Source organism: Pseudomonas sp. Z3-6 (assembly GCF_051131985.1).
GTDB classification, from domain to species: Bacteria; Pseudomonadota; Gammaproteobacteria; order Pseudomonadales; family Pseudomonadaceae; genus Aquipseudomonas; species Aquipseudomonas zanjanensis.
Genome location: NZ_CP071644.1, coordinates 5,635,692 through 5,653,797, shown reverse-complemented (window position 1 = coordinate 5,653,797; position 18,106 = coordinate 5,635,692). Strand labels below are relative to the sequence as shown.

General features: G+C 59.9%; 18 protein-coding genes. 9 read left to right on the top strand and 9 right to left on the bottom strand.

Translation table 11 applies throughout. From position 1 onward, the window contains the following. Positions 1-9 precede the first annotated feature (9 nt). The 6 genes from J3P88_RS24605 to J3P88_RS24580 form a co-directional block, all read right to left on the bottom strand. Positions 10-414 carry a SufE family protein gene (locus J3P88_RS24605; protein ID WP_434572102.1) on the bottom strand — a complete coding sequence of 135 codons (405 nt, stop codon included), beginning with the start codon at positions 412-414 and terminating at the stop codon, positions 10-12. Further along, entirely contained in the window at positions 411-1,616 is a 1,206-nt protein-coding gene (locus tag J3P88_RS24600) for an aminotransferase class V-fold PLP-dependent enzyme (protein WP_434572100.1), read from the bottom strand. The genes J3P88_RS24605 and J3P88_RS24600 overlap by 4 nt, the downstream gene beginning before the upstream one ends. A gap of 177 nt (positions 1,617-1,793) precedes the next feature. Continuing rightward, positions 1,794-2,828: a 2,3,4,5-tetrahydropyridine-2,6-dicarboxylate N-succinyltransferase gene (gene dapD / locus J3P88_RS24595; RefSeq protein ID WP_186705492.1), complete on the bottom strand. Its 1,035-nt coding sequence runs from the start codon at positions 2,826-2,828 to the stop codon at positions 1,794-1,796. 32 nt (positions 2,829-2,860) lie between these two features. After that, positions 2,861-3,169 carry an arsenate reductase gene (locus J3P88_RS24590; RefSeq protein ID WP_238349422.1) on the bottom strand — a complete coding sequence of 103 codons (309 nt, stop codon included), beginning with the start codon at positions 3,167-3,169 and terminating at the stop codon, positions 2,861-2,863. 914 nt (positions 3,170-4,083) lie between these two features. Continuing rightward, the gene (locus J3P88_RS24585) at positions 4,084-4,455 is read right to left on the bottom strand and encodes a helix-turn-helix domain-containing protein (RefSeq protein WP_434572098.1); all 372 of its coding nucleotides are present in this window, start codon (positions 4,453-4,455) and stop codon (positions 4,084-4,086) included. Between the two features lie 5 nt (positions 4,456-4,460). Next, the gene (locus J3P88_RS24580) at positions 4,461-4,763 is read right to left on the bottom strand and encodes a type II toxin-antitoxin system HigB family toxin (protein WP_434572096.1); all 303 of its coding nucleotides are present in this window, start codon (positions 4,761-4,763) and stop codon (positions 4,461-4,463) included. Between the two features lie 1,038 nt (positions 4,764-5,801). Between J3P88_RS24580 and J3P88_RS24575 the strand changes: the two genes are divergently transcribed. Further along, positions 5,802-6,161, top strand: a complete 360-nt coding sequence (locus J3P88_RS24575; RefSeq protein WP_434572094.1) for a DUF6124 family protein — start codon at positions 5,802-5,804, stop codon at positions 6,159-6,161. A 402-nt stretch (positions 6,162-6,563) separates the two neighbouring features. On the opposite strand, the gene dapC is transcribed toward J3P88_RS24575, so the two are convergent. The 3 genes from dapC to map all read right to left on the bottom strand — a co-directional run bounded on the left by dapC (position 6,564) and on the right by map (position 11,424). Further along, the gene (gene dapC, locus J3P88_RS24570) at positions 6,564-7,763 is read right to left on the bottom strand and encodes a succinyldiaminopimelate transaminase (protein ID WP_181289171.1); all 1,200 of its coding nucleotides are present in this window, start codon (positions 7,761-7,763) and stop codon (positions 6,564-6,566) included. Positions 7,764-7,885: 122 nt separating this feature from the next. Next, on the bottom strand, positions 7,886-10,588 hold the full coding sequence (locus tag J3P88_RS24565) for a [protein-PII] uridylyltransferase (RefSeq protein ID WP_186705494.1): 2,703 nt from the start codon (positions 10,586-10,588) through the stop codon (positions 7,886-7,888). Positions 10,589-10,641: 53 nt separating this feature from the next. Next, positions 10,642-11,424, bottom strand: a complete 783-nt coding sequence (gene map, locus J3P88_RS24560) for a type I methionyl aminopeptidase (RefSeq protein ID WP_186705495.1) — start codon at positions 11,422-11,424, stop codon at positions 10,642-10,644. A 432-nt stretch (positions 11,425-11,856) separates the two neighbouring features. On the opposite strand from map, the gene rpsB reads away from it, so the two are divergent. The 8 genes from rpsB (at position 11,857) to ispC (ending at position 18,073) form a co-directional block, all read left to right on the top strand. Further along, the gene (gene rpsB / locus J3P88_RS24555) at positions 11,857-12,594 is read left to right on the top strand and encodes a 30S ribosomal protein S2 (protein WP_003198231.1); all 738 of its coding nucleotides are present in this window, start codon (positions 11,857-11,859) and stop codon (positions 12,592-12,594) included. Between the two features lie 195 nt (positions 12,595-12,789). Next, complete coding sequence (gene tsf, locus J3P88_RS24550) at positions 12,790-13,653, top strand: translation elongation factor Ts (RefSeq protein WP_024619613.1); 864 nt, start codon at positions 12,790-12,792, stop codon at positions 13,651-13,653. A gap of 69 nt (positions 13,654-13,722) precedes the next feature. Next, positions 13,723-13,881 (top strand): hypothetical protein, encoded by a 159-nt coding sequence (locus tag J3P88_RS24545; RefSeq protein ID WP_434572091.1) that lies wholly within the window; start codon positions 13,723-13,725, stop codon positions 13,879-13,881. Between the two features lie 132 nt (positions 13,882-14,013). Continuing rightward, positions 14,014-14,757 (top strand): UMP kinase, encoded by a 744-nt coding sequence (pyrH, locus tag J3P88_RS24540; protein ID WP_186705496.1) that lies wholly within the window; start codon positions 14,014-14,016, stop codon positions 14,755-14,757. After that, complete coding sequence (frr, locus tag J3P88_RS24535; RefSeq protein WP_060739001.1) at positions 14,754-15,311, top strand: ribosome recycling factor; 558 nt, start codon at positions 14,754-14,756, stop codon at positions 15,309-15,311. The genes pyrH and frr overlap by 4 nt, the downstream gene beginning before the upstream one ends. Positions 15,312-15,324: 13 nt before the next feature. Then, positions 15,325-16,080 carry a polyprenyl diphosphate synthase gene (gene uppS / locus J3P88_RS24530; protein ID WP_186705497.1) on the top strand — a complete coding sequence of 252 codons (756 nt, stop codon included), beginning with the start codon at positions 15,325-15,327 and terminating at the stop codon, positions 16,078-16,080. After that, positions 16,080-16,886, top strand: coding sequence for a phosphatidate cytidylyltransferase (locus J3P88_RS24525; RefSeq protein WP_434572088.1), 807 nt, complete (start codon positions 16,080-16,082; stop codon positions 16,884-16,886). Before uppS ends, J3P88_RS24525 begins: the two co-directional genes overlap by 1 nt. After that, a complete protein-coding gene (ispC, locus tag J3P88_RS24520; protein ID WP_411386606.1) occupies positions 16,883-18,073 on the top strand; it encodes a 1-deoxy-D-xylulose-5-phosphate reductoisomerase in 1,191 nt (396 codons plus the stop codon). The genes J3P88_RS24525 and ispC overlap by 4 nt, the downstream gene beginning before the upstream one ends. Positions 18,074-18,106 lie beyond the last annotated feature (33 nt).

Genomic DNA, 18,106 nt, shown 5'->3' with positions numbered 1-18,106 from the left:
TCGCCACAGTTATTGCGTCAACTCGCGCATCCGCTTCAACACCGCATTCAACCCATTGCTGCGCGACGGCGACAGCTGTCGCGACAACCCCAACTGATTGAACCAATCCGGCAAATCCACCTGCTGCAACTCGTCAGCGGACAAGCCATTGACCCGCGCCAGCAACAACGCCACCAACCCCCGGATCACCCGCGCATCGCTGCTGGCGGAGAACTGCCAGTGCCCGTCGTGCAAGCGACCCACCAGCCACACCTGGCTCTCACAGCCGTGGACGAGGTTGGCCTCGCACTTGTCCGCATCGCTCAGGGGCGGCAGGCGTTCGCCCCATTGCATCAGCAGCCGGGCGCGTTGTTCCCAGCCGGAGGCTTCCTGGAAAACCTGCAACGCGGTGAGGGCGTCGGCGGGCAGGCTCATCGCAGCATCTCCAAGGCCTGGTCCAGGGCTTCGAAGAAACGTTCGAGATCGGCGGAGTCGTTGTACAGCGCCAGCGACACCCGAATCGCCCCGGACAGCTTCAAATGCTTGAACAGCGGCATTGCGCAGTGATGCCCGGCGCGCACAGCGATGCCTTGCTCGGTCAGCAGGTGCGCCAGGTCGGCGTTGTGGATACCTTCGACCACGAAGCTGACCAGGGCCAGGCGTGGGTTGCCGACCAGGCGCACGCCGTTGCGCGCCAGCAGGCCGCTAATCAAATAGTCGTGCAACGCTGTTTCATGGTCGATGACCGCTTGCCCGTCGAGACCGGACAGGTAGTCGAGTGTCGCCCCCAGGCCAATCACGCTGGCAATGGGCGGTGTGCCGGCCTCGAAACCCAGCGGCGCCGGGCGGAAGGTGGCGCTGTGGTAATCGGCTTGCTGGACCATTTCGCCGCCAAATTGCCAGTGACGCAGTTTGCTGAGCGCTTCGGTGCGACCGAACAACGCCCCCAGGCCTTCGGGGCCGTACAGCTTGTGACTGGAAAATACATAGAAGTCGCAGCCCAGTGCCTCCACATCGTGGCGGCCATGGACGACACCCTGGGCGCCATCGATCACCGTCAGCGCATCTTGCGCCTTGGCCATCGCCAGCAATGCCGGCAATGGCTGCCAGGTGCCGAGGACGTTGGATAACTGGCTCACGGCCAACAAGCGCGTGCGCGGCCCGATCAGCTCGGCGGCGGCATTGGTATCGATCACCCCATCGGCATCCAGCGGCAGCACTACGAGCTTCAACGCGCGACGCTCGGCCAGTTGCTGCCAAGGCAACAGGTTGGCGTGATGTTCCAGGGCGCTGACAACAATTTCATCGTCAGGGTTGAACAGATGTTCCAGTCCGTAGGCGAGCAGGTTCAACGCCGAAGTGGCGCCGTGGGTGAAAACGATCTGTCCGCAGTCCCTCGCGTTGAGCCATTGCGAAACCTTGAGGCGACTGTCTTCGAATGCCTGGGTGGCCAGCGCTCCGGGCAAATGTTGCGCACGGTGCACGTTGGCCGTGCCGTTAGCGTAATAGTGCGTCAGGGCGTCCAGCAGGGCTTGGGTTTTTTGCGTGGTGGCGGCGCTGTCCAGGTAGGTCTGGCCTTGCCGTTGCAGGGCGGCGATGGCCGGGAAGTCGGCGCGCCAAGGGGATTGGATCAACATGCTTTCGGGCCCTGCTGGAGTTACGCCGGACCCTGTGGGAGCGGGCTTTTATTTGTGGGAGCCAAGCTTGCTCGCGATGAACGATGACACGGTCTCGCGGTAAACCGTGTCGCTGCCATCGCGAGCAAGCTCAGTTCCCACAAAAAAAGCTCGCCCCCACAGGTGAGGGAGTGAAGCTTAGTTGTGAGCGTGCAGTGCTTCGTTCAGCTCGATGGCCGACTTATGCGTCTTGCATTCCACTGCACCGGTTTCGGAGTTGCGACGGAACAACAAGTCGGGCTGGCCGGCCAGGTCGCGGGCCTTGACCACTTTGACCAGTTGGTTGTTTTCGTCCAGCAGCTTCACTTTGGTGCCGGCGGTCACGTACAGGCCCGACTCCACGGTGTTGCGGTCGCCCAACGGGATACCGATACCGGCGTTGGCGCCGATCAGGCAGCCTTCGCCCACCTTGATCACAATGTTGCCGCCGCCCGACAGGGTGCCCATGGTCGAGCAACCGCCGCCCAGGTCCGAGCCCTTGCCGACGAACACGCCCGCCGAGACACGGCCTTCGATCATGCCCGGGCCTTCGGTGCCGGCATTGAAGTTGACGAAACCTTCGTGCATGACCGTGGTGCCTTCGCCCACGTAGGCGCCCAGGCGCAGGCGCGCGGCATCGGCGATACGCACGCCGGCCGGGACCACGTAGTCGGTCATTTTCGGGAATTTATCCACCGAGAACACTTCCAGCAGCTCGCCGCGCAAGCGGGCTTCGAGCTGGTGCTCGGCCAGTTCGGCCAGGTCGATCGCGCCCTGGCTGGTCCAGGCCACGTTCGGCAGCAGCGGGAAAATGCCGGCCAGGTTCAGGCCGTGGGGCTTGACCAGGCGATGGGACAACAGGTGCAGCTTGAGGTAGGCCTCAGGCGTGGAGCTCAGTTGGGCATCTTCGGCCAGCAAGGTGGCGACCAGTGGCTTGTGGCTTTCGGCCAGGCGGGTCAGCAGCTTGGCTTGCGCGGCATCGACGTTGCGCAGTGCCTCAGCCAACTGCGAAGCCTGGGCGGTGGTGAAGGTGATGGCCTGGTTGCCTTCGCTGTAGCCCAGGATCGGCGCGATAGCGGCAACGATCTCAGCCGACGGCTTGAGCATCGGCTGTGCGTAGAACACCTCCAGCCAGGCGCCTTCACGGTTTTGGGTGCCGACGCCGAAGGCCAGGCTGAACAGGGTAGTGGACATGAAATTACCTCTACAAAATGGACTGGGCAGGCTTACTTGATCTCTGCCGCATAAATATCTGGCTTGAAGCCAATCAGGGTTCGGTCACCGAGATCGAGCACCGGGCGCTTGATCATCGAGGGTTGGGCGAGCATCAGTTCGATGGCTTTCGTCTGGTCGAGATCGGCTTTGCGTTCGTCGTCGAGTTTGCGAAAGGTCGTACCGGCACGGTTCAACACCACTTGCCAGCCATGCTCGTCGCACCATTGGGTCAGGTGCTCACGGTCGATGCCGGCGGTCTTGTAGTCATGAAAATCGTAATGCACAGCGTGATCATCGAGCCAGGTGCGCGCCTTTTTCATCGTGTCACAGGCTTTGATGCCGAAAAGGTGCAACGTTTTGCTTGAATCGGTCAAGGAACTGCCCCCTTTGCAGGTGCTAGAAATAAAAGGTGAAGGATTATGCCATGACCGGACGGTTTCGCGGCGGCCCAGGTTGATGCGCTACAAAACCTGTGGGAGCGAGCTTGTGGGAGCAAAGCTTGCTCGCGATACAGGCGACACGGTTCAACTGCAACACTGTGCCATCGTTCATCGCGAGCAAGCTTTGCTCCCACTGGCTCATTCCACAGGGCAGGGCTGCGACATAGGTGTAACGGCCAAGCTGATGTTAGGCGGTTAATATGGCACTTCAACGGCAAGCTGTTGCGGGATGTGTGTAGTTGGCATTGCAAGGCGGACCTAGCCTTATGATGGGCTTTACAAGATGTACACCCTTCTCTAATGTTTGCCACGAGTGTGCATGAGCCTCCCCGCTCGTTAAATCCAGATGAGGTCCGCGTAGCACCGCCCATGGTCAGCCCGTAAAGGGTAAGTAATGGGATGGTTAGGCAGCGGCTAACCCCCCAACCTTTTGGTTGTTGATGTTTCATGAGGGCCTACTGGCCCTGTCTATTCTTGAAGCCGAGCGAAAGTTCGGCTTTTTCTTGCCTGTCTTTTGCGCCCCAATATCAGACTCTGGGGCTGGCTTAGTGCGGGTACATCCCTATCCTCATAAAAAGCAAAGCCGCCCGAAGGCGGCTTCAATCGACACGCAGTTGAGCTTGCTCTGCCCCGCCTGCGTGGCTGGGTCAACCCGGAAAGGGATCCAGAAGGTCAACAATTTGCGATCATCGAGATCACATCCATTTTCTGATCCTTACCCTAACGACAAAGCCCGCAGATGTGGGCTTTGTCGTTTCTGGAAGACATAAAAAGCCCGGCGGGCCGGGCTAGTATCAGGCAGCTTTTACTGGCTTTATCAGGCTTTCTGCTGGAATGCCGAACATATCGTGAAGCTTCCAGATCATGGGCAGAGTTAACGAGCGTTTACGGTTGAGCACCTCGTATACGCGGTTCGTTTTTCCGATAGCGGGAGCCAGATCGGCCGCGGTGAGTCCGGATTGCTCCATGCGAAACTTGATGGCTTCAATTGGGTCAGGCAGATCCACCGGGAAATGCTTGGCTTCGTATGCCTCGATCAGAGTGACCATGACTTCAAAAGCATCGCCTTCCGGGGTGCCAGGTTCAGGCTCATTCTCAAACAGGGGAGAGATCTCTTTGAGAGCTACCCGGTATTCGTCATCGGTGCGGATTGGGCGAATGTTCATGGTGATTACTCCATTTCCACGGTGTTTGCGTCGATCTCATCGTACCGACGATGAGTGCCGACAAACTTGATGTACACAGCGCCGAAGCGGTAGGCAATGGCGACCACCAGGCGGTAGTCGTTACCCTTGATGTTGAACACCACGCGGCGACTCTTGAGAATGCTTGCGTTACCGTATTGCGCCTTGATGTCGTTTGGGGTGGTCCAAGTGGCTTTTTTGGCATCGTCAAGCCAAGCCTTAAGCTGCTGTTCGGAATCTGGGTATTTCTCCCAGAAGGCTTTCAGATGACTGATGGCGATAATTCTCATGGATGAGAATGTAGTCCCGTGGTGGGACTTTTGCAAGCATTCACAAGCGACAGCTTGCGGTCCTGCCGTGCGCTCCGTGTCCGATATCTTGGGTCCATCTTCCGTAGGGGGGAACCCATGAGATTGTTCGTAGGCGCGGTAGCTATTGCTTTGCTGGCGGGGTGTTCTACGTCGCCAGTTTCTCCAGGCGAAGCGAAGCCGGTTCCGAAAGACCGATCCTTGCCTTCTCCGCAAAGCCGAAAGAGACATACGGAACCGTAGTCGTGACTCGAGACACGGGGTTCCCGGGTCGCGACTGCTATGTCGCTGTCCATATCGACGGAACGCTTGCTGCACGAATCGATACCGGTGAGGTGGCGAAATTCTTTCTGCTCACGGCGATCACTTCGTCGGGCTCGGCATAGACAAGCAAGGCGGCATGTGCAGCTAGCCAGACCTCATAAAAAGCAAAGCCGCCCGAAGGCGGCTTCAATCGACACGCAACTGAGCTTGCTCTGCCCCGTCTGCGTGGCTGGGTCAACCCGGAGAGGGACCCAGACTCCTGCCAGCGTTCACTGGTGACGGGGGCGATCATGGCTACTGGTATCAGCGAATTCAAGCGAGCTTGATTCTTGAAACAGGGCGGCATGAGTTTTGTTGAGGTGTTAAACCCGTAAAATCAAAGGCTTGCTTTGATGAGGTGCGTTTTATTTCTTTTCTTGTCTGAATAAGCGCTTATGGTCTGTCAGACGCACCGAAGTTTCCGACACGTTTTTAAGGTTGTCCGTCGGAAGCGAGGGCTCTAGCCTCTGGGTGTCGCTACCAATTCAGCGACCGGACGTGAGAATCCGAATACCCACTATGCGCATAAGCGCCCGCCATATAAAGTGCAGGCGCGTTTCGTCCATACATCATGTTATGGCGGCTGTGCGCGGGCATGTTTCGACATGGCCGGGTATTTAGTGGGTGTTTGACCCGGATTCTCACCCCGCGTACGGCTGCCACTCTCTAGTCCGTGAGAAGGCTTTGTGGCGGCTCCAACACCCAAGGAGCATCCAAATGATCAAAGAAACTCCAAACCCACCAAAATCAGCCTCCACTTTTCCCTACGGCGACTATGCCCCCGAAAAGCTGCAAGAGGCAGCTGATCGTGTGCTGGATCAATACCTCAAACCTGACGACAGCAAGCCAGAACCCAAGCCCTCAGTACAGTTATTCACTGTGGCTGACGGTATCGACACCGAAGTGTTGCTGGCCAACCTCAGCGAAACCCTGGCTTCGGCCAATGCAATGCTCAATGACCTTGCCTTCGATCAGGACGGCTCGCGACGACATGTAGCATTGGGAGTGGCGCAGATGATTGAGTTGGGGATGTTGTTGGCGAATAAGTGCCTGGATCGGGTAGAGCTTCGGACTTGATGCAATAAGTGCCGGCCTCATCGCGAGCAAGCTTTGCTCCCACAGTGGTTGTGTGTTGTTCACAGGACGCGCGATCAACATCAACCCTCTGTGGGAGCGGGCTTGCTCGCGAAGACGTAGGCCCATTCAACATGGGTGCAAGCTGAACCACCGCTTTCGCGAGCAAGCCCGCTCCCACAGGGGATTTGTGGTGTTCGCAGATATGGGGGCGACACCAGCCCCCTGTGGCGAGGGAGCTTGCTCCCTCTGGGCCGGGCTGGCGCTCCAGCGCGAGGCGGCCCTGAAACCGGGCAGCGCGGTATGTCAGGCAGATTGAGTTGACTGCTTCAGGGGCCGCTGCGCAGCCCAGCGGGAGCAAGCTCCCTCGCCACAACAGCGGTCCGCTTCAGTGCGATATAGCCATCAACCCCGACGCTGGATGAACGCGCGGATTCGCTCCGCCGCTTCCACGCATTCAGCCAATGGCGCGACCAGGGCCATGCGCACGCGGCCGGCGCCTGGGTTGACGCCGTCCACGTCGCGGGAGAGGTAGGAACCCGGCACGACGGTCACGTGCTCCTGTTCGAACAGATCTCGGCAGAAGGCTGCGTCGTCGCCCGCCACGTTCGGCCACAGATAGAAGCTGCCATCAGGGCGTTGCACGTCCAGCACTGGGCTGAGGATTTCCAGCACGGCGTCGAACTTTTCCCGGTACAGCGCACGGTTGGCCCGCACATGCACTTCGTCGTTCCACGCGGCAATGCTTGCCAGTTGGGTTTGGACCGGCATCGCGCAGCCGTGGTAGGTGCGGTACAGCAGGAAGCCCTTGAGGATGTCCGCGTCACCGGCCACAAAACCGGAGCGCAGGCCAGGCAGGTTGGAGCGTTTGGACAGACTGTGGAACACCACGCAGCGCTTGAAGTCCTTGCGACCGAGTTCGACGCAAGCGGTGAGCAGGCCTGGCGGCGGGGTCTGTTCGTCAAAATACAATTCGCTGTAGCACTCGTCCGAGGCGATGACGAAGTCATATTCATCCGCCAGGGCGATGAGTTTCTTCAGCACGTCCACCGGGATCAGCGCGCCGGTCGGGTTGCCCGGGGAGCACAGGAACAGGATCTGGCAGCGTTTCCAGACGTCTGGCGAAACGGCATCGAAATCCGGGTTGAAGCCGTTCGCGTCCAGGCACGGCAGATAGTGCGGCTTGGCCCCGGCCAGGAACGCCGCGCCTTCGTAGATCTGGTAGAACGGGTTCGGGCTGACCACCAAGGCATCGTCGCCCCGGTTGACCACGGTCTGGGTGAAGGCGAACAGGGCTTCACGGGTGCCATTGACCGGCAGCACGTGGCGCGCCGGGTCCAGCCAGCCGTTCGGCACGTTGAAGCGGCGCTCGCACCAGCCGGTGATGGCTTCGCGCAGTTCCGGGATGCCGAGGGTGGTCGGGTACACGGCCATCTTTTCCAGATTGCTGGCCAGGGCCTCGGCCACGAAGCTTGGCGAGCGATGCTTGGGCTCGCCGATGGACAGCGCGATTGGGCGCTTGTCCGGGTTGGGCGTGACGCTGCCGAGCAGGGCGCGGAGTTTTTCGAACGGGTAGGGCTGGAGCTGGTTCAGAGCGTTGTTCATTGAGGGCCTCTTTCAATGTGGGAGCGAGCCTGCTCGCGATAGCGGTGTATCAGGAAGCATCAATGCTGGATGTTCCGCCGCCATCGCGAGCAGGCTCGCTCCCACAGGGGACATGTGTTCGTTCAGATGCTGATGCGTGTCAGGTGGGCATCAGGTTCCTGGTTGACGCTCAAGTGCTGCACGATCGCTTCCTGCAAGCGGCTGCACAGTTGCGGATCGGACAACGGCTGGTTCTGAGCGTCGGTAATGAAAAATACGTCTTCCACCCGTTCGCCGAGGGTGGCGATCTTGGCGTTTTGCAGCGACAGGTCGAACTCCAGGAAAATATGGCCGACCCGCGCCAGCAGGCCCGGGCGATCCGGCGCGCTGAGTTCCAGCACCGTGACCTGGCGCTGGGCGTCGTTATGAATCGTCACTTGCGGCGCGAAGGCGAAGTGCTTGAGCTGGCGCGGCACCCGGCGCTGGATGATGGTCGGGTAGTCCGCCGGGTTGCGCAGGGCCTCGGTGAGGCCGTCGCGAATCTGCTTGACCCGCGCCGGGTTGTCGCCAATCGAATCGCCGTCGGTGTCGAGCACGATGTAGGTGTCGAGGGTGAACTGGCTGGTGGACGTAATGACCCGGGCGTCATGAATGTTGAGGTTGAGCTGGTCCATCGCCGCCACCGTCACCGCGAAGAAGTCGTGCTGGTCCGGGGCATAGATGAAGATCTGCGTACCGCCCTCGAACTCACGCTGGGTGGTTTCCTTGATCAGCACCAGCGGCCCGCCATCGGCCGGTTGCTGCAGGATCGCGTCGCTGTGCCAGGCCACGTCGCCGGCGGTGTGGCGCAGGAAGTAATCATCGCCCAATTGCGACCAGAGCTGCTCGACATCGTCCGGGTCGGTGCCGCCGCGGACCAGGATGTCCAGGGCTGCGCTTTGGGTACGACGGATCTGTTCTTCGCGGTCCACCGGGTTTTCCAGGCCGCGGCGCAAGGCCCGCTTGGTCTCGGTGTAGAGCTGGCGCAACAGGCTGGCGCGCCAGGAGTTCCACAGGGTTGGATTGGTGGCGTTGATATCGGCCACGGTCAACACATAGAGATAATCCAGGCGGATTTCGTCGCCAACGGTCTGGGCGAAGTCATGGATGACCTGCGGATCGGACAAGTCCTTGCGCTGGGCGGTGGTCGACATCACCAAATGGTTCTGCACCAGCCAGACGATCAGCCGGCTGTCCCACAGAGGCAGTTGATGGCGCTGGCAGAACGCCTCGGCGTCCACCGCGCCGATCTCGGAATGGTCGCCCTGGCGGCCCTTGCCGATGTCGTGGTACAGCCCGGCCATGTAGATCAGCTCGGGCTTGGGCAGCTTGCCCATGAGCTTGCTGGCCAGTGGGAATTTCTCCGACACCTGGGTGTACTGCAATTTACGCAGGTGCTTGATCAGGTTCAGCGTGTGGGCATCGACCGTATAAATGTGGAACAGGTCGTGCTGCATCTGCCCGACGATGAAGCCGAACTCCGGCAGGTAGCGCCCGAGGATCCCGTAGCGGTTCATCCGGCGCAGGTTGCGGTGCACGCCGATCTTGCATTTGAACAGCTCGATGAACAGGCTGGTGTTGCGGATGTCGTGACGGAAATCCTCGTCGATCAGATGACGGTTTTCCCGCAGCAGGCGGATGGTATCGGCGCGTACACCCTTGATTTCCGGCTGCTGGGCCATGAGCACGAAAATCTCGAGCATGGCGAAGGGCGTGCGGCGAAACACGTTGGCGTTACGCGCTTCGATGTAGCCGTCGTGCAACTGAAAACGTGAGTTGATCGGCAGCGGCGGTTCTTCGTCCTCGGGGGCGAGGATGACTTCCTCGAAGTGCTGGATGATCAGTTCGCTGAGCTGGGCGATGCTCATCACTACCCGGTAGTACTGCTGCATGAAGTTTTCGATGGACTGCTTGGCATCCTGCCCCTCGAAACCCAGCAGGCCGGCGATGGAGCGCTGGTGATCGAACAGCAGGCGGTCCTCGGAGCGCCCGGCGAGCATGTGCAGGGCGTAGCGGACCTTCCACAGGAATTCCTGGGACGAGGCCAGCAAGGCGTTTTCGCTTTCCACCAGGAAACCTTCCCCGGCCAGGGCGCGCAGGTTCAGCGTGCCGTACTGGCGGCGGGCGACCCACAGGATCGTCTGGATGTCACGCAGCCCGCCGGGCGAGCCCTTGACGTTGGGTTCCAGGTTGTATTCGGTGTCGTTGTACTTGTGGTGACGGGCCTTCTGCTCGGCGTGCTTGGCCAGGAAAAAGTCCTTGCTGGGCCACATGTGCGCCGTGCTGGTGACATCGAGCATGCGCTGGCGCAGGTGCTCGGGGCCGGCAACGGTGCGGCTTTCCATCAGGTTGGTGATCACTGTCAGGTCGGCGCGGGCCTCGTCGGCGCATTCCTGCACCGAACGCACGCTTTGGCCGACTTCCAGGCCGATGTCCCACAACAGCGTCAGGAAGCGCTCGATGGAGTCGCGGAAAATTTCATGATCGGCGCTGTCCAGCAGGATCAGCAGGTCGATGTCGGAGTAGGGGTGCAGCTCGCCGCGCCCATAGCCGCCCACCGCCACCAGGGCGATGTCGGCATCCTCGCTCCAATCGAACTGCTCCCAGGCCTTTTGCAGGATGTTATCGACGAACCAGGCGCGGTCCTCGATCAGCCGACGAATGTCCCGGCCATTGCGAAAGCGCTGGTCGAGCACTTCGTGGGCCTGGCGGATGGCCTTCTTGAATGCCGAGATGGGGCTTGCCTTCAGGGCCAGTTCAGCCTGGAACTGGCCGCGGTCGAAGAGTTCGGGATCCACCTGCGGCATTGAATGGCTTTCCTTTCTATCTATATCTGTTGGATCTATAGGCTGGGTACGGATCAGGCGGAAACGCGCGCGATGGTGTCATCGCTGCGCAGGGTGAAGATTTCGTAGCCGGTCTCGGTGACCAGCAGGGTGTGTTCCCACTGGGCCGACAACTTGCGGTCCTTGGTGATGGCGGTCCAGCCGTCGCCCAGCACCTTGGTGTCGGCGCGGCCCTGGTTGATCATCGGCTCGATGGTGAAGGTCATGCCCGCCTGCAACTCCATGCCGGTACCGGCGCGGCCGTAGTGCAGGATCTGCGGTTCTTCGTGGAACACCTTACCGATGCCGTGGCCGCAGAACTCGCGCACCACCGAGAAACCGTTCTTCTGCGCATGCTTCTGGATCACTTCGCCGATGTCGCCCAGGCGGCAGCCCGGTTTCACCAGTTCGATGGCCATGTACATGCATTCCTGGGTGACCTTGGACAGGCGCTCGGCCCACTCCGGCACGTTGCCGACATGGAACATGCGGCTGGTGTCGCCGTGATAGCCGTCCTTGATGACGGTGACGTCGATGTTCAAGGTGTCGCCATCCTTCAACGGTTTTTCGTTGGGGATGCCGTGGCAGACCACGTGGTTGATCGACGTGCAGATCGACTTCGGGAAGCCTTTGTAGTTGAGCGGGGCGGGGATGGCTTTCTGCTCGTTGACGATGTAGTCGTGGCAGATACGGTCCAGCTCTTCGGTGGTCACGCCCGGCTTGACGTAGTCGGCGATCATCTCCAGCACTTCGGCGGCGAGTTTGCCGGCGACACGCATTTTGGCGATGTCCTCGGGCGTCTTGAGGGTAACGGTCATACAGGCTCTCTCTGCGCCCGACGGCGCTGTTCAAAACGAAATGGGCAGCGGATGATGACTCGCGTGGCCCTGAAAGAGGCGATTCTAACAGACGATCAGCGCAAAGAACTCCCCAGCCCGGAACTCTGTGGCCAGGGCGCGAGAGTGGGAGCAAAGCTTGCTCGCGATCCAGGCGACTCGATTTCTAAAGGACCGCATCGCCTTTTCGCGGGCAAGCCTTGCTCCCACAATCCCCTCGCCACAGGGATTTGAGAATCCGTGTTCCGTTTTCGCCCTTGCTGTGGTATAAAATGCGCCGCTTTCCGGGGATGACCCCGTAAGCTTAAATCCACACACGTGTCGACACGATGACCTGGGTGCCTTCGGCTTATATAGCCGCTGGTTGGTCATTGGGATACGTGGAGGCCAAACCCGACTTATCAAGGAACTATCATGTCCCAAGTCAACATGCGCGATATGCTGAAGGCCGGTGTGCACTTCGGTCACCAGACCCGTTACTGGAACCCGAAGATGGGCAAGTACATTTTCGGCGCGCGTAACAAGATCCACATCATCAACCTTGAAAAAACCCTGCCGATGTTCAACGAAGCACTGACCTTCGTAGAGCGCCTGGCCCAGGGCAAAAACAAGATTCTGTTCGTCGGCACCAAGCGTTCCGCTGGCAAGATCGTTGCTGAAGAAGCAGCACGTTGCGGTTCGCCGTACGTCGATCACCGCTGGTTGGGCGGCATGCTGACCAACTTCAAGACCATTCGCGCTTCCATCAAGCGTCTGCGTGACCTTGAAGTCCAGTCCGAAGACGGTACTTTTGCCAAGCTGACCAAGAAAGAAGCGCTGATGCGCACTCGCGATCTTGAGAAGCTGGACCGCTCCCTGGGCGGTATCAAGGACATGGGCGGTCTGCCTGACGCACTGTTCGTGATCGACGTTGACCACGAGCGCATCGCGATCACCGAAGCCAACAAGCTGGGTATCCCGGTCATCGGCGTTGTCGACACCAACAGCAGCCCGGAAGGCGTTGACTACATCATCCCAGGCAACGATGACGCCATCCGCGCCATCCAGCTGTACATGGGTTCGATGGCTGACGCTGTAATCCGTGGTCGCAACAACGTTAACGGCGGCACCGAAGTCTTCGCTGAAGAAGCTCCGGCAGCAGCCGCTGAGTAATCGACGCCCCTGGCGTTGACTCAGTAAGCAAAAAGGGGGCTTGGCCCCCTTTTTGCCACCTCGAAAACCATTTGCCGCCAGCGCAGTGACTTGTTTGTAACCTGCCGTGGCCTATAAGCAGTGGTTTTCCAGGAAGAATTGATCGCCCGTTCGATCGGGTGGAATGGTTGAAAACCTATCCAAGAGGATTTTGAAATGGCAGAGATTACTGCAGCGTTGGTCAAAGAACTGCGCGAGCGTACCGGCGAAGGCATGATGGATTGCAAGAAAGCCTTGACCAAGGCTGGCGGCGACATCGAAAAAGCCATTGATGACATGCGTGCTTCGGGCGCCATCAAGGCTGCCAAGAAAGCTGGCAACATTGCCGCTGAAGGCGCTATCGGTATCAAGGATGACGGTAAAGCTGCCGTTATCATCGAAGTCAACTCGCAGACTGACTTCCTGGCCCTGCAAGACGACTTCAAAGCATTCGTTGCCGCCAGCGTCGAAAAAGCATTCGCTGACAAACTGACCGACGCAGCTCCGCTGATCGCCGCTCAGGAATCGGCTCGTGAGGCCCTGGTTGCCAAAGTAGGCGAAAACGTCAACATCCGTCGTCTGGTTCGTGTCGAAGGCGATGTTGTCGGTTCTTACCTGCACGGCAACAAGATCGGTGTTGTTGTGGCCCTCAAAGGCGGCAACGTCGAGCTGGCCAAGGACATCGCAATGCACGTCGCTGCCAGCAACCCTGAGTTCCTGCTGCCGTCGGAAGTTTCCGCTGATGCCATCGAGCGCGAAAAAGCCGTGTTCATGCAGCTCAACGAAGACAAGATCAAAGGCAAGCCTGCCGAAATCGTTGAAAAAATGGTTGCCGGTCGTATCACCAAGTTCCTGGCTGAAGCCAGCCTGGTTGAGCAGGCGTTCGTCAAGAATCCTGAAATCAAGGTCGGTGAACTGGCCAAGAAGGGCGGCGCTGAAATCGTTTCCTTCACTTACTTCAAAGTGGGCGAAGGCATCGAGAAGCCAGTAGACAACTTCGCTGAAGAAGTAGCTGCTCAGCTGGCTGCCAGCAAGCAATAAGACAGTTTGTATAACTGTCGCCCTGAAGAGGCTGCCCGCTTAACGCGCGCAGCCTCTTTTTGGATGGGGATGCCGATTTTTATTGGTTTCCTGTCGGAACTGGCTTACAAAGCCGTGTTCCGATGGCGCTGTGTCAGCGTCAAGCTTGGCTTTGTACGAAAAGTCGCCGAGCGGCGATCAGGCAAGGCGAAAACTGGCGAGGAAGCGGAGTTTACTGGTTGTAAATGAGCATTCCGAGCCAGTTTTCAACGCAGTATGATCGTCGCGCAGGCACTTTTCGTGCAAAGGCTAGAGTGAACGCAGGCTGAAAACAGCTTGCAAAGAATTTTTTGAACACATACGCCGCAGGAGAGATTCGCAATGGCTCAGCAGGGCAGTGGTTATCAGGCTCGCTATAAACGCATTCTACTCAAGCTTAGCGGCGAGGCCCTGATGGGCTCGGAAGAGTTCGGGATCGATCCGAAAGTGCTGGATCGCATGGCCCTGGAAGTCGGCCAGTTGGTCGGGATCGGCGTTCAGGTCGGCCTGGTCATCGGCGGCGGCAACCTGTTCCGCGGCGCAGCGCTGAGCGCGGCCGGCATGGATCGGGTCACGGGCGACCACATGGGCATGCTGGCCACTGTGATGAACGCCCTGGCTATGCGCGACGCGCTGGAGCGTGCCAATATCTCGGCCATCGTGATGTCGGCCATTTCCATGGTTGGCGTGACCGATCACTACGACCGCCGCAAAGCCATGCGCCACCTCAATTCCAAGGAAGTGGTGATTTTTGCCGCCGGTACCGGTAATCCGTTCTTCACCACGGATTCGGCCGCCTGCCTGCGAGCGATCGAGATCGATGCCGATGTCGTGCTCAAGGCAACCAAGGTCGACGGCGTGTATACCGCTGACCCGTTCAAGGACCCGCATGCCGAGAAGTTCGATCATCTGACCTACGATGAAGTGCTGGATCGCAAGCTGGGTGTCATGGACCTGACGGCTATCTGCCTGTGCCGCGACCACAAGATGCCGTTGCGCGTCTTTAACATGAACAAGCCGGGCGCCCTGCTGAATATCGTCCATGGCGGCGCCGAAGGAACACTGATCGAGGAAGCTCAACAATGATCAATGAAATCAAAAAAGACGCTCAAGAGCGCATGCAGAAATCCCTGGACTCCCTGAACCACGCATTCGGCCAGATTCGTACCGGCAAGGCTCACCCCAGCATCCTCGGCAGCGTCATGGTGCCTTACTACGGCACTGACACACCGCTGAGCAGCGTTGCCAACGTCACCGTGAAAGACTCGCGCACCCTGCAGGTCGTGGCTTTCGAGCGCAACATGCTCGCTGCCGTAGACAAGGCGATCCAGAGCGCCGGCCTGAACCTCAACCCAACTAACCTGGGGGAGCTGCTGCTGATCCCGATGCCGGCCCTCACCGAGGAAACGCGCAAAGGCTTCACCAAGCAAGCCCGTAGCGCAGCGGAAGATGCGCGTGTTGCTGTGCGCAATATCCGTCGTGACGCGTTGGGTGAGCTGAAGAAGTTGGTCAAGGACAAGGAAATCAGTGAAGACGAAGAGCGTCGTGCCATCGCTGATATCGATAAGCTGACCAAAGAATCCGAGGCCCAGATCACCAAGGCCACGGACGAGAAAGAAAAAGACCTGATGGCCGTATAAGGGTCTCGTTTTCATGGAAAAGACCAAGCAGGCCGTGCCGTTCGCGGTGCCGCGCCACGTGGCGATCATCATGGACGGCAACAACCGCTGGGCCAAGAAACGCTTTATGCCTGGCGTCGCCGGGCACAAGGCGGGGGTCGACGCTGTGCGTGCGGTCATCGAGGTGTGCGCCGAGGCAGGGGTCGAGGTGCTGACCCTGTTCGCCTTCTCCAGCGAGAACTGGCAGCGCCCGGCCGATGAAGTCAGCGCCTTGATGGACCTGTTCCTCAAGGCCCTGCGTCGCGAGGCCAAGCGCCTTAGCGATAACAAGATCAGCTTGCGCATCATCGGTGACCGCTCGCGCTTCCATCCTGAATTGCAGGCTGCGATGCGTGAAGCCGAAGCCGCGACGGCGGGTGCCAATCGGTTCGTCCTGCAAATCGCCGCCAACTATGGTGGCCAATGGGACATTGCCCAGGCTGCGCAGCGGCTGGCGCGGGAAGTCCAGGCCGGGCACTTGCGTCCAGAAGACATCACCCCTGAGCTGCTACAGACTTGCCTGGCGACCGGTGACCTGCCGTTGCCGGACCTGTGCATCCGTACCGGTGGCGATCATCGCATCAGCAACTTCCTGCTCTGGCAATTGGCTTATGCCGAGCTGTACTTCTCCGACCTGTTCTGGCCGGACTTCAAACACGAAGCCATGCGCACCGCATTGGCCGATTTCGCTTCCCGTCAGCGTCGTTTCGGTAAAACGAGCGAGCAGATCGAAGCTGGAGCCCGGATTTAATGCTTAAACAACGAATCATCACTGCCTTGATCCTGTTGCCCATCGCCCTGGGTGGTTTCTTCCTGCTCGAAGGCGCCGGTTTTGCGCTGTTCATCGGGCTGGTCGTGACCCTGGGCGCATGGGAGTGGGCGCGGCTGGCGGGTTTTCCTGCACAGTCGGCGCGGGTGGCCTACGCAGCGACCGTGGCGGCCATGCTGTTCATCATGTACGTGGTGCCCGGCCTCGCGCCTTGGGTGCTGGGTGCTGCGGTGCTGTGGTGGGCGACGGCGACCTTCCTGGTCCTGACCTACCCACGGACCACGCATCACTGGGCCAACGCGGCGACCAAGCTGGTCATCGGCCTGTTGATCCTGCTGCCGGCCTGGCAGGGGCTGATCTGGATCAAGCAAGGTCCGCTGGGCAACTGGCAGATCATGGCCGTGATGGTGTTGGTCTGGGGCGCCGATGTCGGGGCCTACTTCTCCGGCAAGGCCTTCGGCAAGCGCAAGCTGGCGCCGAAAGTCAGTCCCGGCAAGAGCTGGGAAGGGGTCTATGGTGGCCTGGTCCTGAGCCTGGTGATCACCACGGTGGTCGGCTTCGTACGGGACTGGACGGTCGCGCAACTGTTCATGGGCCTTATTGGCGCGGCCCTGATCGTCTTTGTGTCGGTGGTCGGCGACCTGACCGAAAGCATGTTCAAGCGTCAATCCGGGATCAAGGACAGCAGTAACCTGTTGCCCGGTCACGGTGGCGTGCTGGATCGCATCGACAGCCTGACGGCGGCGATCCCGATCTTTGCGGTGCTGTTGTGGGTGGCGGCATCGTGAGTCGCCCCCAGCAGATCACTGTTCTTGGCGCGACCGGTTCGATTGGCCTGAGTACGCTTGACGTCATCGGTCGGCATCCGGAGCGCTACCAGGTGTTTGCCCTCAGTGGCTTCACGCGCTTGAGTGAATTGCTGGCGTTGTGCATTCGCCACACCCCGCGGTTTGCCGTGGTGCCTGAGGCTGGCGTGGCGCGGGCGTTGCAGGACGATCTGCGCGCAGCCGGCTTGCAAACCCGCGTGTTGGTAGGGGAGGAGGGCCTCTGCCAAGTGGCTTCCGACCCCGAAGTCGACGCCGTGATGGCGGCGATCGTCGGTGCGGCGGGCTTGCGTCCGACGCTGGCGGCGGTGGAAGCCGGCAAGAAGATCCTGCTGGCCAATAAAGAAGCGCTGGTGATGTCCGGCGCGCTGTTCATGCAGGCTGTACGCAAAAGCGGCTCGGTGTTGTTGCCCATCGACAGCGAACACAATGCGATTTTTCAATGCATGCCGCAGGATTTTTCCCGTGGTCTCGGTGCGGTAGGGGTTCGGCGGATTTTGCTGACGGCCTCCGGTGGTCCGTTCCGGCAGACGCCGCTGGAAGAATTGGTGCATGTTTCTCCCGAGCAGGCCTGTGCGCACCCGAACTGGTCCATGGGGCGCAAGATCTCGGTGGATTCGGCCAGCATGATGAACAAGGGGCTGGAGCTGATCGAGGCCTGCTGGCTGTTCGATGCCAAGCCGGCGCAGGTCGAGGTGGTGATTCACCCCCAGAGCGTGATTCACTCCCTGGTGGACTACGTCGACGGTTCGGTGCTGGCCCAGTTGGGCAATCCGGACATGCGCACGCCGATCGCCAACGCCCTGGCCTGGCCGGAGCGCATCGACTCGGGCGTTGCGCCGCTGGATTTGTTCGCCATCGCGCGCCTGGATTTCCAGGCGCCCGATGAGCAGCGTTTCCCCTGCCTGCGCCTGGCGCGCCAGGCGGCCGAGGCGGGCAACAGTGCACCGGCCATGCTTAACGCTGCCAATGAGGTGGCCGTTGCCGCGTTTCTCGATGGACGTGTCCGTTATCTCGAGATCGCGAGTATCATCGAGGAAGTCTTGAACCTCGAAGCCGTGGTTTCGGTCGAGGACCTCGATACGGTATTCACGGCGGATGCCAGGGCTCGTGAGTTGGCGGGCCAATGGCTGCAGCGCCACGGGCGTTGAAGCTGCGATACGTTAGCCAGGGTTGCCTTGGAC

What these genes read in the sequence shown, in the direction of transcription:
- J3P88_RS24605 (WP_434572102.1), bottom strand. Translation starts at nt 414, where the DNA reads ATGAGCCTGCCCGCCGACGCCCTCACCGCGTTGCAGGTTTTCCAGGAA.
- J3P88_RS24600 (WP_434572100.1), bottom strand. Translation starts at nt 1,616, where the DNA reads ATGTTGATCCAATCCCCTTGGCGCGCCGACTTCCCGGCCATCGCCGCC.
- dapD (WP_186705492.1), bottom strand. Translation starts at nt 2,828, where the DNA reads ATGTCCACTACCCTGTTCAGCCTGGCCTTCGGCGTCGGCACCCAAAAC.
- J3P88_RS24590 (WP_238349422.1), bottom strand. Translation starts at nt 3,169, where the DNA reads ATGAAAAAGGCGCGCACCTGGCTCGATGATCACGCTGTGCATTACGAT.
- J3P88_RS24585 (WP_434572098.1), bottom strand. Translation starts at nt 4,455, where the DNA reads ATGAACATTCGCCCAATCCGCACCGATGACGAATACCGGGTAGCTCTC.
- J3P88_RS24580 (WP_434572096.1), bottom strand. Translation starts at nt 4,763, where the DNA reads ATGAGAATTATCGCCATCAGTCATCTGAAAGCCTTCTGGGAGAAATAC.
- J3P88_RS24575 (WP_434572094.1), top strand. Translation starts at nt 5,802, where the DNA reads ATGATCAAAGAAACTCCAAACCCACCAAAATCAGCCTCCACTTTTCCC.
- dapC (WP_181289171.1), bottom strand. Translation starts at nt 7,763, where the DNA reads ATGAACAACGCTCTGAACCAGCTCCAGCCCTACCCGTTCGAAAAACTC.
- J3P88_RS24565 (WP_186705494.1), bottom strand. Translation starts at nt 10,588, where the DNA reads ATGCCGCAGGTGGATCCCGAACTCTTCGACCGCGGCCAGTTCCAGGCT.
- map (WP_186705495.1), bottom strand. Translation starts at nt 11,424, where the DNA reads ATGACCGTTACCCTCAAGACGCCCGAGGACATCGCCAAAATGCGTGTC.
- rpsB (WP_003198231.1), top strand. Translation starts at nt 11,857, where the DNA reads ATGTCCCAAGTCAACATGCGCGATATGCTGAAGGCCGGTGTGCACTTC.
- tsf (WP_024619613.1), top strand. Translation starts at nt 12,790, where the DNA reads ATGGCAGAGATTACTGCAGCGTTGGTCAAAGAACTGCGCGAGCGTACC.
- J3P88_RS24545 (WP_434572091.1), top strand. Translation starts at nt 13,723, where the DNA reads ATGCCGATTTTTATTGGTTTCCTGTCGGAACTGGCTTACAAAGCCGTG.
- pyrH (WP_186705496.1), top strand. Translation starts at nt 14,014, where the DNA reads ATGGCTCAGCAGGGCAGTGGTTATCAGGCTCGCTATAAACGCATTCTA.
- frr (WP_060739001.1), top strand. Translation starts at nt 14,754, where the DNA reads ATGATCAATGAAATCAAAAAAGACGCTCAAGAGCGCATGCAGAAATCC.
- uppS (WP_186705497.1), top strand. Translation starts at nt 15,325, where the DNA reads ATGGAAAAGACCAAGCAGGCCGTGCCGTTCGCGGTGCCGCGCCACGTG.
- J3P88_RS24525 (WP_434572088.1), top strand. Translation starts at nt 16,080, where the DNA reads ATGCTTAAACAACGAATCATCACTGCCTTGATCCTGTTGCCCATCGCC.